The organism is Streptococcus sp. CCH8-H5, assembly GCF_001556505.1.
GTDB lineage: Bacteria > Bacillota > Bacilli > Lactobacillales > Streptococcaceae > Streptococcus.
Genome location: NZ_LSIZ01000139.1, coordinates 61,085 through 76,000, shown reverse-complemented (window position 1 = coordinate 76,000; position 14,916 = coordinate 61,085). Strand labels below are relative to the sequence as shown.

The 14,916-nt window shown below is 39.2% G+C and carries 13 protein-coding genes; all 13 read left to right on the top strand.

The features are described 5' to 3' along the window. Positions 1 to 36 precede the first annotated feature (36 nt). The 13 genes from AX663_RS09285 (at position 37) to csm6 (ending at position 14,888) form a co-directional block, all read left to right on the top strand. On the top strand, positions 37 to 837 hold the full coding sequence (locus AX663_RS09285) for a TraX family protein (protein ID WP_060973305.1): 801 nt from the start codon (positions 37 to 39) through the stop codon (positions 835 to 837). Positions 838 to 969: 132 nt separating this feature from the next. Further along, the gene (locus AX663_RS09280; protein WP_060973304.1) at positions 970 to 1,518 is read left to right on the top strand and encodes a DJ-1 family glyoxalase III; all 549 of its coding nucleotides are present in this window, start codon (positions 970 to 972) and stop codon (positions 1,516 to 1,518) included. A 345-nt stretch (positions 1,519 to 1,863) separates the two neighbouring features. Next, on the top strand, positions 1,864 to 2,637 hold the full coding sequence (locus tag AX663_RS09275) for a dihydroorotate dehydrogenase electron transfer subunit (RefSeq protein ID WP_060973303.1): 774 nt from the start codon (positions 1,864 to 1,866) through the stop codon (positions 2,635 to 2,637). 9 nt (positions 2,638 to 2,646) lie between these two features. After that, on the top strand, positions 2,647 to 3,603 hold the full coding sequence (locus AX663_RS09270) for a dihydroorotate dehydrogenase (protein WP_197414221.1): 957 nt from the start codon (positions 2,647 to 2,649) through the stop codon (positions 3,601 to 3,603). 137 nt (positions 3,604 to 3,740) lie between these two features. Then, on the top strand, positions 3,741 to 4,745 hold the full coding sequence (cas1, locus tag AX663_RS09265) for a CRISPR-associated endonuclease Cas1 (RefSeq protein ID WP_060973302.1): 1,005 nt from the start codon (positions 3,741 to 3,743) through the stop codon (positions 4,743 to 4,745). Beyond that, positions 4,745 to 5,074: a CRISPR-associated endonuclease Cas2 gene (gene cas2 / locus AX663_RS09260; RefSeq protein ID WP_060973301.1), complete on the top strand. Its 330-nt coding sequence runs from the start codon at positions 4,745 to 4,747 to the stop codon at positions 5,072 to 5,074. Before cas1 ends, cas2 begins: the two co-directional genes overlap by 1 nt. Before the next feature lie 2,651 nt (positions 5,075 to 7,725). Further along, positions 7,726 to 8,457 carry a CRISPR-associated endoribonuclease Cas6 gene (gene cas6, locus AX663_RS09255; RefSeq protein ID WP_060973300.1) on the top strand — a complete coding sequence of 244 codons (732 nt, stop codon included), beginning with the start codon at positions 7,726 to 7,728 and terminating at the stop codon, positions 8,455 to 8,457. Continuing rightward, entirely contained in the window at positions 8,438 to 10,708 is a 2,271-nt protein-coding gene (gene cas10, locus AX663_RS09250; RefSeq protein WP_060973299.1) for a type III-A CRISPR-associated protein Cas10/Csm1, read from the top strand. The genes cas6 and cas10 overlap by 20 nt, the downstream gene beginning before the upstream one ends. 3 nt (positions 10,709 to 10,711) lie before the next feature. Next, on the top strand, positions 10,712 to 11,092 hold the full coding sequence (csm2, locus tag AX663_RS09245) for a type III-A CRISPR-associated protein Csm2 (protein WP_060973298.1): 381 nt from the start codon (positions 10,712 to 10,714) through the stop codon (positions 11,090 to 11,092). Further along, positions 11,092 to 11,754, top strand: coding sequence for a type III-A CRISPR-associated RAMP protein Csm3 (csm3, locus tag AX663_RS09240; protein ID WP_060973297.1), 663 nt, complete (start codon positions 11,092 to 11,094; stop codon positions 11,752 to 11,754). The genes csm2 and csm3 overlap by 1 nt, the downstream gene beginning before the upstream one ends. Position 11,755: 1 nt before the next feature. Continuing rightward, positions 11,756 to 12,655 carry a type III-A CRISPR-associated RAMP protein Csm4 gene (gene csm4 / locus AX663_RS09235; RefSeq protein WP_060973296.1) on the top strand — a complete coding sequence of 300 codons (900 nt, stop codon included), beginning with the start codon at positions 11,756 to 11,758 and terminating at the stop codon, positions 12,653 to 12,655. A gap of 2 nt (positions 12,656 to 12,657) precedes the next feature. Continuing rightward, positions 12,658 to 13,731, top strand: coding sequence for a type III-A CRISPR-associated RAMP protein Csm5 (gene csm5 / locus AX663_RS09230; protein WP_060973295.1), 1,074 nt, complete (start codon positions 12,658 to 12,660; stop codon positions 13,729 to 13,731). Then, complete coding sequence (csm6, locus tag AX663_RS09225; RefSeq protein ID WP_082759664.1) at positions 13,728 to 14,888, top strand: type III-A CRISPR-associated CARF protein Csm6; 1,161 nt, start codon at positions 13,728 to 13,730, stop codon at positions 14,886 to 14,888. Before csm5 ends, csm6 begins: the two co-directional genes overlap by 4 nt. The last annotated feature ends 28 nt before the right edge of the window (positions 14,889 to 14,916 follow it).

Genomic DNA, 14,916 nt, shown 5'->3' with positions numbered 1-14,916 from the left:
TATCATTTAATATGCTGAAAATTAAAGGAGCATTAAATGAACGATATAAAAAAGATATGCAATGCGACTAATTTAAAATACCTAGCTGTTGCACTTATGTTTTTGGACCAAATCTATCAGATGTTCGGGAGTATGGGAGCACCCATGTGGTTGACGATGTTGGGACGCCTGGCTTTCCCGATTTTCCTCTTTCTTGCTGCTGATAGTTTTCACTATACACACGATCGTATGGCTTTTCTCAGGCGGTTGCTTTACATGAGTTGGTTTATGACCATTGGCAACGCCATCATTGGTAGTATTTTTCATAATGGTAGTATCGGTTTAACCAATAATGCCTTCTCAACCTTCTTTATTACAGGGATTTTTATATGTTCTTGGGATTTGTTGGCTAAGGGGCTTCGCGATAAATCGAACAAGGAGTTAATTCAAGGGATTGGTGTCTTTCTCTTGCCGATTCTTTCATCTATTCCAGTTGTAATTCTTGCAGGCATATTTGAAACGCCACATGCAAACCCAGTCCTTGTGCAGATTGTTGCCTTTATCTTGTCACTAGTTCCAAGTATTATCATGGTTGAGGGTGGCTTTGTGATGGTTATTCTTGGTTTGCTATTCTATATCTTCCGAACCAATCGCATCGCTCAAATCATTGTCTTAGCTGTTATTTCAGTGATTGCCCATCTCTTTGATCCGACAGGTGTGCAGTGGATGATGGTTTTTGCTGCGATTCCTATGTATTTCTATAATGGTGAGCGTGGTAGTGGTAATAAGAATTTCTTCTATATTTTCTACCCAGCCCATATTTATCTCTTGTGGATCCTAGCAAGTTTGCTTAGATAAAATGACAAAGACAGTCCTTGTGCTGTCTTTTTTCATGCTGAAAGTCCGTTTTTATAGTTTGTTTCCTGCTTCTAAAACTGCTATAATTTAAGGCGTAATAGAATCATGCGATAAGTAACTTGGAGGTATATCATGACAAAAGTAGCAGTAGTATTTGCGGACGGATTTGAAGAAATCGAAGCCTTGAGCCCAGTGGATGTCTTCCGCCGAGCAGGATTTGACTGTAGCATGCTTGGACTTGAAAGTGCGTCAGTGACTGGCTCACATGGAATCCAAGTCGCTATGGATGGCGTATTTGATGGCGATTTTGTGGATTATGACTTGGTGGTCCTTCCTGGAGGTATGCCTGGATCAACTAATCTACGCGACAACGAAACATTGATTGCCTCTCTTCAAGAGGCTGCTAAAGTAGGAAAATATATTGCTGCTATCTGTGCTGCACCAATTGTTCTCGAGCGTGCTGGTCTTCTTGAAGGGCGTAAATTCACATGTTTCCCTGGCGTAGAGGAACAAATTGCATCTGGCGAGCATCAAACTGACTTAGTTGTCGTAGATGGCAATATTGTCACTAGCCGTGGTGCCGGAACAGCATTAGCTTTTGCTTATGCCTTGGTTGATTTGTTGGGTGGCGATGGTCAGCAGTTGGCTCATACTATGGTTTACGACAGATTGTTTAAATAATGTTTTTTAGGGCTCTTGTTCAAGAACTCTAGCACCTCTTGTTAGGAATGTTGACAATTTATTTTCCCTTTCCCCTATGAGATGATAGAGAACGTATCAAACAGAGGGCCTAGTTATAGGCTGGAGAGACCTTAGCTTAATTTTATAAGCTTTGGTTTTTTCTTTTCTCCTTTGACATCCGTCTTGAAAACGGTTATAATAATCACAAAATAACCTTTAAATGAGTCCAGAGAGGCTTAAAAGGTCGGACTGGTGAAAAAACAGGGTTCTCCTGTGATTTTTTGTGCGACCTTGCCATGTGGCGAGGTTTTTTTGATGACATTTTGTAGTATAGAAAGGGTTGTCATGATTTTAGTTGAAGATTTAACCATTGTTAGTCAGCGTGAGATTGCACCTCGTATTTTCGAGATGGTGCTTAAGGGAGAGATGGTTGCGGATATGCGGGTTGGTCAGTTTGTCCACCTTAAAGTGCCAGACCCAAGCAAACTCCTCCGTCGTCCGATTTCCATCTCAGAGATTGACTACGACAAGAAAGAGGCGACCATTGTCTATCGTGTGGAGCGTGAGGGGACAGCTATCCTCTCTAAGATGGTAGCTGGTCAAACTATTGATACCATGGGCCCTCAGGGAAATGGTTTTGATATTTCCGTTATTGAGGCTGGGCAGAAAACTCTCCTTGTTGGTGGTGGTATCGGGGTGCCACCTTTGGTTGAGACGGCTAAACAGTTGAAGGCTAAGGGAGTGAAAGTCGTTTCTGTGATTGGTTTTGCCAATAAAGATGCCGTTATTTTGGAGGATAAACTCAGGGCCTGTGGTGATGTTTATGTGACGACTGATGACGGTTCATACGGTATCAAGGGTTACGTTTCGACAGTCATTGATAACTTGGACTGGACACCAGATGCCGTCTACAGTTGCGGAGCTCCAGGTATGCTCAAATATGTTGATAGCAAGTTTGAAAATCATCCCCACGCCTATGTTTCTATGGAAGCTCGTATGGCTTGTGGTATGGGTGCATGCTATGCCTGTGTGGTTCACGTTAAAGGAGAATCAGATGCCAAAAATCTTCGTGTCTGCGAGGAGGGGCCAGTCTTTCCTACTGGAAAAGTCATCGTCTAGGAGGTTACCATGTCAGAAATGAAATCAGAAAATCGTTTAGCTATTAGCCTTCCAGGGCTCGATTTGAAGAATCCAATTATTCCAGCTTCTGGTTGCTTTGGTTTTGGTCAAGAGTATGCCAAGTACTATGATTTGGACAAACTAGGGTCAATCATGATTAAGGCAACGACTGCCAACCCACGTTTTGGGAATCCTACGCCACGTGTGGCGGAGACACCATCAGGCATGCTTAATGCCATCGGACTGCAAAATCCAGGTGTTGATGCTGTCTTGTCTGAAAAACTCCCTTGGTTGCAGGAACATTATCCTAACTTGCCAATCATTGCCAATGTGGCTGGATTTTCTAACGAAGAATATGCGGAAGTCTCTCACAAGATTTCCAAGGCAAGTAACGTCAAGGCAATCGAGCTTAACATTTCCTGTCCAAACGTGGACCATGGCAATAATGGCCTTCTCATCGGACAAGTCCCAGAGCTTGCCTATGCAGCCGTAAAAGCCAGTGTTTCTCACTCTGATGTGCCCGTCTATGTCAAACTGACACCAAGCGTGGCTGACATCACAAGTGTCGCCAAGGCAGTCGAAGATGCCGGTGCGACAGGCTTTACCATGATTAACACCTTGGTTGGTACACGTTATGATTTGGCGACACGCAAACCAATTATTGCCAACGGTCAAGGTGGTATGTCAGGGCCAGCTGTCTTCCCAGTAGCCCTTAAACTCATCCGCCAAGTTGCTCTAGCATCAGACCTTCCAATCATCGGTATGGGGGGCGTCGACAGTGCCGAAGCTGCCATCGAAATGTTTATCGCTGGTGCCTCAGCCATCGGTGTCGGAACAGCCAACTTCGCAGATCCATATGCCTGCCCTAAAATCATTGACCGTCTCCCTGAGGTCATGGACAAGTACAGCATCACAACACTCGAAGACTTGCGCAAAGAAGTTAGAACAGACTTGTTGGGGAAATAAGGAAAGCAATCTCTTTACAATAAATAAAAATGAAGTCCTATCGTTAGGGCTTCATTTTTTAGATAAAACATTAGAATATATTGACGATTAGAATTGCGGTGATATAATATATGCCATAAAATACCCAGAGGTAGCTTATGAGCGATTTATATATTCAAAGGTCCAATTATTACCTGTCCTTATCCGAACAAAGAATTATCATTAAAAATGATAATAAAGAGATTGTCAAAGAAGTGTCCATTTCACTCGTTAATAATGTGTTACTTTTTGGTAATGCACAACTGACCACTCAACTCATCAAAGCTTTGTCAAAGAACAAGGTGAATGTTTACTATTTCTCAAATGTTGGTCAATTTATTTCTAGTATTGAATCCCACAGGCAGGACGAATTTCAAAAGCAAGAGTTGCAAGCCAAGGCTTATTTTGAAGAGGATTTCCGTTTAGAGGTTGCGAGAAGTATCGCTACGACCAAGGTGAGGCATCAAATTGCCTTGCTTAGAGAGTTTGATACGGATGGACTACTGGATACCTTAGATTATTCTAGGTTTGAAGATAGCGTCAATGATATTCAGAAAGCTTATTCCATTACAGAAATTATGGGTTACGAAGGTCGCCTTGCGAAATCCTATTTTTACTATCTGAATTTACTGGTTCCTAATGATTTTCATTTTAATGGTAGGAGTAGACGGCCTTCGGAGGATTGTTTTAACAGTGCCCTCAATTTTGGCTATAGTATCTTATATTCTTGCTTTATGGGGTTGATTAAGAAAAACGGGCTAAGCTTGGGATTTGGGGTAATTCACAAGCATCATCAGCATCATGCGACCTTGGCTAGTGATTTAATGGAAGAATGGAGACCTATCATCGTCGATAATACGCTTATGGAGTTGATTCGAAACGGTAAACTTCTTTTAAGTCATTTTGAAAATAAGGATCAAGACTTCATACTCACCGATGAAGGCAGAGAAATCTTTGCAAGAGCACTACGTTCAAGAATATTAGAAGTCCATCAGTATATCGAATTAGACAAAAAACGCTATTCTTTTCTTTATACAGCAGATAGGCAAATCAAGAGTTTGATTAGGGCTTTTAGAGAACTTGACCCTAGTCTGTATGAGACAAGTTACACAGGAGGGCATTAATGGGACTTTACTTTAATCTCAGCGAAGAAGAGCGTGAGTTTGCCAAACAAAAAACCATGTTTTGTCTGATTATTTATGATATTCGAAGTAACAAACGTAGACTTAAACTCTCCAAATTACTTGAGGGTTATGGCGTGAGGGTGCAAAAATCCTGTTTCGAGGTCGATTTGTCAAGAAATGATTATCAGTCTTTCCTTAAGGATATCGAGGGCTTCTACAGGGCTGATGAAGAAGACAGCATAATCGTATATGTGACAACTAAAGAAGAGGTGACTAGTTTTAGCCCCTACCATAGTGCCGAAAAATTAGATGACATTCTCTTCTTCTAAGCCTTTATAGGCCTTCAATCATATGGTACAATATAGGTAGTGTTTCCAGTAGGTCCTACATCTTGTGTCTCTAGTAACTGTCTAGAGCACAAGATATGGGGATATAAACCTATATACCTCGAGAGGGGACGGAAACAGTCGGCTATGGAAACCGCCTAACGAAGCCTATCCATCGATATAAACCTATCTACCTCGAGAGGGGACGGAAACTTGATGGTTATTATTGGTCAACATCATGGAGACTTTGATATAAACCTATCTACCTCGAGAGGGGACGGAAACCGTAACAAATACTTGCCATAATCATTCTTGCGATATAAACCTATCTACCTCGAGAGGGGACGGAAACTTTTGACTGGGAGTCAAAGTAAATTCATAAAGTTTTGTGATATAAACCTATATACCTCGAGAGGGGACGGAAACGGAATATCCGGGATGCCTCCTTGGAACTCTGGAATGGATATTAACCTATCAACCTCGAGAGGGGACGGAAACGCCTGCACCTTTCTATTCGTCTCTGCACGGTCTAAGTGATATAAACCTATCTACCTCGGGAGGGGACGGAAACTTTCCGTTAAAATTAATAATATTCTTGTGGATTTCTCGATATAAACCTATATACTTCGAGAGGGGACGGAAACATATCATTTGTTTAGGTACTTAATACCTAAGATGATTAGGTTATAAACCTATATACCTCGATAGGGGACGGAAATATGCCATCTTTATCTTTATTTAATTTATTTAAATCAGATATAAACCTATCCACCTCGAGAGAGGACGAAAACTCGTTGTCATTTATTTCTTCCTCCATGAATGTTTGATATAAACCTATTTACCTCGAGAGGGGACGGAAACTCTGCGATGTCCCCTGAGATGATGAAGTCATCTACTGATATAAACCTATATACCTCGAGAGGGGACGGTAACAAGTCTAGATTAATTCCTGTTACGCTGATTAAACCTGGATATAAACCTATCTACCTTGAGAGGGGACGGAAACGTTCATGTTCAATCGTCCTATCCCAGTTTTCGTCTGGGTGATATAAACCTATCCACCTCGCGAGGGGACGGAAACTCTGTCAAATCATCATCCTCTTGTCTTGTTGCGTTTTGATATAAACTTATATACCTCGAGAGAGGACGGTAACCGACCAGTAAGTGAAATTAGGTTTTGGAATGACATGATATAAACCTATATACTTCGCGAGGAGACGGGAACTTTAAAAAGATTTTGTTAGCGATTTAAAGAGATTTGATACAAACCTACCTACCTCGAGAGGGGACGGTAACTAGAAGAACGCACCGTTTTCTTTAGCCTCGCGTGCGGATATAACCCAATTCACCTCGAGAGGGGACGGAAACAGTGCTAGCATTAGGGTCTACAGAGTAGTAGCGATAAGATATAAACCTATTCACCTCGCGAGGGGACGGAAACGGAGGGTAGACATTAATTAGGGCAACATTATATGATTTGATATAACCCCATATTCCTCGAAAGGGGACGGAAAACCAAATTTCGCAAATTTTTTAATATTATTGTTAGGATATAAATCTATATACCTCTAGAGGGGACGGTAACTTTGCGCGACGAGCTTCAGCTGTTTCTTTTGTTTCAGATATAAACCTATATACCTCGCAAGGGGACGGTAACTTTGGCACGAATTGGTCAATGTCACGGAATGAGGATATAAACCTATTCACCTCGCGAGAGGACGGTAACTTTGTACCTAGATAAAGCAGAGTTGCACAGTTATTTCATATAAACCTTTTTACCTCGCTAGGGGACGGTAACTCATGTTATAATCTCCTTGGATGTTATTTCTAGCGGATATAAACCTATCTACCTCGGGAGGGGACGGTAACTTGCAACCACAAGGCTTTCTGTTTTTTAGTCATTGGGATATAAAACTATTTACCTCGAGAGGGGACGGAAACCCCATAAGTGCATTTTCAGCGTCGTGGTAAGCAACGAGATATAAACCTATCTGCCTCGAGAGGGGACGGAAACTCGAAATAGACGATTACTTTATATTTCATAGTTCGATATAAACCTATCTACTTCGCGAGGGGACGGGAACATACGCATGCTCTTATCTTCGCAAACTATTTTTTTGATATAAACCTACCTACCCCTAGAGGGGACGGAAACTAAAACTTATCTCCGTCAATCCTTTTGTTGATGACCGATATAAACCTATCCACCTCGCGAGGGGACAGAAACTTAGCGAGTTCACCAGTGACACCGATGTACATACCTTTTGATATAAATCTATATACCTCGAGAGGGGACGGAAACCCATTTAAAGATCCATCATTTTTACCTCCGCCAACTGGGATATAAACCTATATACCTCGAGAGGGGACGGAAACTCGATGTTTGAATCACCGTGTGGATTGTTAGGATCTTTAGATACAAACCTATACACCTCGCGAGGGGACGGAAACACTGCTGCAACTAGGACGATGCCATATTTTGCAATTTGATATAACCCTATCTACCTCGAGAGGGGACTTTTTTGAAAATTTCGAAAACAGTCTTGACACCGCTTCCAGAAAGTGTTAGACTAAAAGCACATTAAGGGCGCCCCAATGAGGTGAAAAGTACTTTCAGCTATTGGGTTTTTTTCATACAAAGATGAAGGAGTCGAATGAAAAAATTAGTATTTACTTTTAAAAGGATCGACCATCCTGCACAAGATTTAGCTGTTAAATTTCATGGCTTCTTGATGGAACAGTTGGATAGTGACTATGTTGATTATCTGCATCAGCAGCAAACCAATCCCTATGCAACCAAGGTAATCCAAGGAAGAGAAGACACACAGTGGGTCGTGCATTTACTTACAGATGACCTCGAGGATAAAGTGTTTATGACCTTATTAAAGATTAAAGAGGTGTCCTTAAACGACTTGCCTAAACTCAGTGTCGAAAAAGTTGAGATTCAAGAGTTGGGAGCAGATAAACTGTTGGAGATTTTCAATAGTGAGGACAATCAAACTTACTTTTCAATCATTTTCGAAACTCCGACAGGTTTCAAATCTCAAGGTTCCTACGTCATCTTCCCGTCTATGCGTTTGATTTTTCAAAGTTTAATGCAAAAGTATGGAAGGTTAGTTGAAAATCAGCCTGAAATTGAAGAGGATACCTTAGATTACCTATCTGAACACAGCAGCATTACGAATTATCGCTTGGAGACGAGTTATTTCAGGGTGCATGGGCAAAGAATTCCAGCCTTTAGAGGAAGGCTAACCTTTAAAGTACAAGGTGCTCAAACTCTAAAAGCTTATGTCAGAATGCTTCTAACATTCGGTGAATATTCAGGTCTTGGCATGAAAACGAGTCTCGGTATGGGAGGGATAAAGCTTGAAGAAAGAAAAGATTGATTTATTTTACGGAGCACTTTTGCATGATATCGGTAAGGTCATTCAAAGGGCGACAGGAGAACGAAAAAAACACGCCTTGGTCGGCGCGGATTGGTTTGATGAGATTGCTGATAATCAGGTCATTTCAGATCAAATTAGATATCACATGGCTAACTACCAAAGTGACAAACTTGGAAATGACCATCTAGCTTACATAACTTATATCGCTGATAACATCGCCTCTGGTGTCGACAGAAGACAGTCAAACGAGGAGAGCGATGAGGAAGCATCAGCTAGGATTTGGGATACCTATACAAACCAGGCTGATATTTTTAACGTTTTTGGAGCTCAAACGGATAAACGCTACTTTAAACCTACGGTTCTAAACTTGAAATCTGAACCTAATTTTGCGTCGGCAACCTATGAACCTTTCTCAAAAGGTGATTATGCGGCGATTGCGACTCGTATCAAAAATGAATTGACAGAATTTGAGTTTAACCAAGCACAAATTGATTCTTTGTTAAATTTATTTGAAGCGACCCTCTCTTTTGTACCTTCTTCAACCAACACTAAAGAAATCGCTGATATTTCACTTGCTGAACATAGCCGTCTGACGGCAGCTTTTGCGTTAGCTATCTATGATTACTTAGAAGACAAAGGTCGTCATAACTATAAGGAGGACTTGTTTACTAAAGCATCAGCTTTTTATGAGGAAGAAGCTTTTCTCCTTGCTAGCTTTGACTTATCAGGTATCCAAGACTTTATCTATAATATAGCTACGAGTGGTGCTGCTAAACAATTGAAGGCTAGATCTTTGTATCTTGACTTTATGAGCGAGTATATAGCAGATAGTTTACTTGATAAACAAGGCCTTAATCGGGCTAACTTGCTCTATGTCGGTGGGGGACATGCTTACTTTATCCTTGCCAATACTGAAAAAACGGTAGAAACACTTGTTCAATTTGAAAAAGAATTCAATCAATTTTTATTGGCTAATTTCCAAACTAGATTATATGTTGCCTTTGGTTGGGGAAGTTTCGCAGCTAAGGATGTCATGAGCGAACTGAACTCACCTGAAAGCTATAGACAGGTCTACCAAAAGGCTAGTCGCATGATTTCTGAGAAAAAAATCTCAAGGTATGATTATCAAACCCTTATGTTGTTGAACAGGGGCGGTAAATCTTCTGAAAGAGAGTGCGAGATTTGTCATTCCGTTGAGAATTTAGTTTCTTATCATGAGCAGAAAGTGTGCGACATTTGTCAAGGCTTGTATCAATTTTCTAAAGAGATTGCCCATCATCATTTCATTATTACTGAAAATGAGGGGCTTCCTATTGGACCGAACGCATGTCTTAAAGGCCTTGCATTTGAAGAGCTAAGCGATGAAGAGTTTTCCCGTGTTTATGTCAAAAATGACTACAAGGCTGGTACGGTTAAGGCAACTCATGTTTTCGTTGGAGATTACCAGTGTGATGAAATATACAATTATGCTGCCTTGTCTAAAAATGAAAATGGTTTAGGTATCAAACGTTTAGCTGTTGTTCGTCTTGACGTAGATGATTTGGGAGCAGCCTTTATGGCCGGCTTCTCTCAACAGGGAAATGGGCAATATAGTACCTTATCACGATCAGCCACTTTTTCTCGAAGCATGAGTCTTTTCTTCAAGGTTTATATTAACCAATTTGCTAGTGATAAAAAGCTCACTATCATCTATGCCGGCGGGGACGATGTTTTTGCCATTGGTTCTTGGCAAGATATTATTGCATTTACTGTTGAACTCCGTCAGAACTTCATTAAATGGACAAATGGAAAGCTAACACTCTCAGCTGGTATAGGTTTGTTTGCTGATAAGACCCCTATTAGCTTGATGGCACATCAAACAGGGGAGTTAGAAGAAGCAGCCAAAAGCAATGAGAAAGATAGTATTTCTCTCTTTAGTTCCGACTATACCTTTAAATTTGACCAGTTTATCACTAATATTTACGACGATAAGTTAGAGCAAATTCGCTATTTCTTTAATCACCAAGATGAACGAGGTAAGAATTTCATATATAAACTGATTGAATTGCTTCGAAATCATGATCGTATGAATATGGCACGTTTAGCTTATTATTTAACACGACTTGAAGAATTGACGCGTGAAACAGACAGGGATAAATTTAAAACATTTAAGAATTTATTCTATTCTTGGTACACAAATAAGGATGATAAGGATAGAAAAGAAGCAGAGTTAGCCTTGCTTCTCTATATCTATGAGATTAGAAAGGATTAGGATATGACAATCTTGACTGATGAGAATTACGTTGATATTGCAGAAAAAGCAATTCTAAAACTAGAAAGAAATACTAGGAACAGAAAGAATCCAGATGCCTTCTTTCTTACAACAAGTAAACTAAGAAACTTGCTGAGCTTAACTAGTACACTTTTTGATGAGAGTAAGGTCAAAAAATATGATGCTCTCCTTGATCGTATCGCTTATTTAAGAGTACAATTTGTCTACCAAGCAGGTAGAGAGATTGCAGTAAAAGATTTGGTAGAAAAAGCTCAAATTCTTGATGCTCTTAAGGAAATCAAAGATAGAGAGACGCTTCAAAGATTTTGTAGATATATGGAAGCACTAGTAGCCTATTTCAAGTTTTATGGAGGTAAAGATTAATGACATTCGCTAAGATTAAATTTTCAGCTCAAATTCGTTTAGAGACAGGCCTCCATATTGGTGGAAGCACAGCTTTTGCGGCAATTGGTGCTATGGATTCACCGGTTATTAAAGACCCGATTACCAACCTACCAATCATACCTGGTTCAAGTCTCAAAGGAAAAATGAGAACGCTTCTTGCCAAAGTTTATAATGAAAAGGTAGCTGAGAAACCAAGCGACGATAGTGATGTCCTTAGCCGTTTATTTGGAAATAGTAAAGATCAACGATTCAAAATGGGACGCTTGATTTTTCGTGATGCCTTCTTATCAAACGCTGATGAGCTAGACTCTCTTGGGGTAAGGAGTTATACAGAAGTAAAATTTGAAAATACAATTGATCGAATCACTGCTGAAGCCAATCCAAGACAAATTGAACGTGCTATTCGTAACAGTACATTTGATTTCGAGTTAATTTATGAGATTACAGACGAAAATGAAAACCAGGTTGAGGAAGATTTCAAAGTGATTCGAGATGGGTTAAAACTTCTTGAACTCGATTATCTTGGAGGGTCTGGATCTCGAGGTTACGGTAAGGTTGCTTTTGAAAACCTCAAAGCTACTACCGTATTTGGAAAGTATGATGTTGACACATTGAATGAACTTTTGACTGCGGAGGTCTAATATGACCTATAAAATGTATATCATGACCTTTCAGAATGCTCATTTTGGTTCGGGCACTCTTGATAGCTCAAAATTAACATTCTCAGCAGACCGTATCTTTTCAGCCCTAGTGTTAGAAGCCCTAAAAATGGGGAAACTTAATGCATTTCTGGTCGAAGCAAACCAAGACGATTTCACGCTCTCAGATGCCTTTCCATTTCAATTTGGTCCCTTTTTGCCGAAGCCTATTGGTTATCCCAAACATGACCAAATTGATCAATCACTTGATGTGAAAGAGGTTCGACGTCAAGCAAAATTGTCTAAGAAACTGCAATTTCTTGCTCTAAAAAATGTTGATGATTATCTCAATGGCGATTTATTTGAAAATGAAGAACATGCTGTTATTGATACTGTGACAAAAAATCAACCACATACAGATGGTAATCTTTATCAGGTTGCAACCACCCGATTTTCAAACGATACGTCGCTTTACGTCATCGCAAACGAATCTGATTTGCTTAATGAGTTAATGACTAGTCTTCAGTACTCAGGTCTTGGCGGGAAGCGTTCAAGTGGTTATGGTCGTTTTGAGTTAGATATTCAAAAGATCCCACTTGAATTGTCAGATAGACTGACTAAGAATCATTCCGATAAAGTGATGACCCTTACGACAGCACTTCCTGTAGATACTGACCTTGAAGAAGCAATGGAAGATGGTCAGTACTTATTAACTAAATCAAGTGGTTTTGCATTTAGTCATGCTACCAATGAGAATTATCGTAAGCAAGATCTTTACAAATTTGCTTCTGGTTCAACTTTTAGTAAAACATTTGAAGGTCAGATTGTTGATGTGAGACCACTTGATTTCCCGCATGCTGTTTTAAATTATGCTAAACCACTCTTCTTTAAATTGGAGGTATAAAAATGAAAAATGACTATAGAACATTTAGATTAAGCCTCCTGACACTTGGTCCAATTCATATTGGTAATGGAGAGAAGTATACCTCTAGAGAATTTATCTATGAAAATAAGAAGTTTTACTTTCCTGACATGAGGAAATTCTATAATAAAATGGTGGAGAAGAGGCTTGCTGAAAAGTTTGAAGCATTTCTGATTCAAACTCGTCCAAACTCACGTAATAATCGTCTTATTTCTTTTTTAAATGATAACCGAATTGCAGAGCGTTCATTTGGTGGCTATAGTATCTCTGAAACAGGTTTAGAATCGGACAGAAACCCTAATTCGGCCGGAGCTATTAATGAAGTTAATAAGTTTATTCGTGATGCTTTTGGTAATCCCTATATTCCTGGTAGCTCATTAAAAGGTGCTATTCGTACTATTTTAATGAATACTACACCTAAATGGAATAATGAAAATGCTGTAAATGACTTTGGAAGATTTCCAAAAGAGAATAAAAACCTTATCCCTTGGGGACCAAAAAAGGGTAAAGAATACGATGATTTGTTTAACGCAATCCGTGTAAGTGATAGTAAGCCTTTTGATAATAAGAGTCTTATCTTGGTGCAGAAATGGGATTATTCAGCGAAAAACAACAAAGCTAAACCACTTCCTTTGTACAGAGAATCAATTTCTCCATTAACAAAAATTGAATTTGAGATTACAACAACCACTGATGAAGCTGGAAGATTGATTGAAGAATTAGGTAAGAGAGCACAAACGTTTTATAAAGACTATAAAGCATTTTTCCTATCTGAATTTCCTGATGATAAGATTCAAGCCAATCTACAATACCCAATTTATTTAGGTGCAGGGAGCGGTGCTTGGACAAAGACCCTATTTGAACAGGCTGATGGTATTTTGCAAAGACGATACAGTCGAATGAAAACTAAAATGGTTGAAAAAGGAGTTCTTAAGCTCACAAAAGCACCTCTTAAAACGGTTAAGATTCCCTCTGGTAATCATTCATTAATAAAGAACCACGAGTCTTTTTATGAAATGGGGAAAGCTAATTTTTTGATTAAGGAGATGGATAAATGAGAGTACTTATATCAGCTGTAGGAGACACAGACCCTTTTAGAAATTTTCATGATGGCGCCTTAATTCATATTGCAAGAAAATATCGTCCCGAAAAAGTTATATTGATTTTTTCGGAACATACTGCAGAAAAACAAGGTAATATTGAAAAAGCCCTGTTTTCTATTGCTCCTGACTACAAGCCTGAACTCACAATACATGATTCCATTATTAGTGATAATGAGGTTCATATTTTTGATGTGATGTTTCAACGATTCTCTGATATTTTGCAAGAATATTATACTAAAGAAGATGAATTTATCTTGAATCTTTCTAGTGCGACACCGCAAATCAAATCTGCTTTATTTGTGATTAACCGTCTAAATGGTATCAATGTCAAAGCGGTTCAAGTTTCGAGTCCCGAACATGCTTCAAACGTGAACATCGGTCATGATAATGATGAGAACATTGATGAACTCATCGAAGTCAATGAGGATAATAAAGTCAATTTTATTGACCGAACGATTGAAGATAATGCTGAGAAATTTAATCAGGCTCTCTTGAAGAAAACAGCTCGAGATTTTATTGAGAAGTTTGACTATAAGGCGGCACTAGACATTCTAGACCAATTATCAGATGCTTCAAACTTAAAAAGTGTTCGAGAAGAAATCCGTGATGTTGTCAACTGTCTGTCTAAGCAAGATGTTCCAAAAGGGTTACGTCATAAAAAATTGAAGGAAGAAGAACAAAAAATTCTTAGTGCCTATTTGACCATTGAACTGCAAAGAGCACGTGGGAACGTTAGTGAGAGTTTTATACGAATTAAAAACTTAACTGAGTTTATTTTGGAAGACTATATTGAAAAAAGATACCACGGTTTAATTGATAATTATAGCGAAGATTATCAGAGATACTACCTCAATCTCTATGATTATAGTAATCTCTTGAAAACCAAAAGAGAATTTGAACTTAGAAGAACAATTGCTCCAATTATTGAGATGAATTCTTCTAGAAATAAGGTTGCCCACAGCTTAAGTCCTTTGGATTCAGATGCAGTTAAACAATTAGGTATAGCTATGAAAACCTTAAAAACTCTAGTGAGAGAACAATACCATTTTAGCCAGAGTGATTTTAAGTTTTATCAGGATTTGAATAAGAAATTATTGACTAAGTTGAACTAAAGAGGTGATCAAAATTTTAAATTTTAAC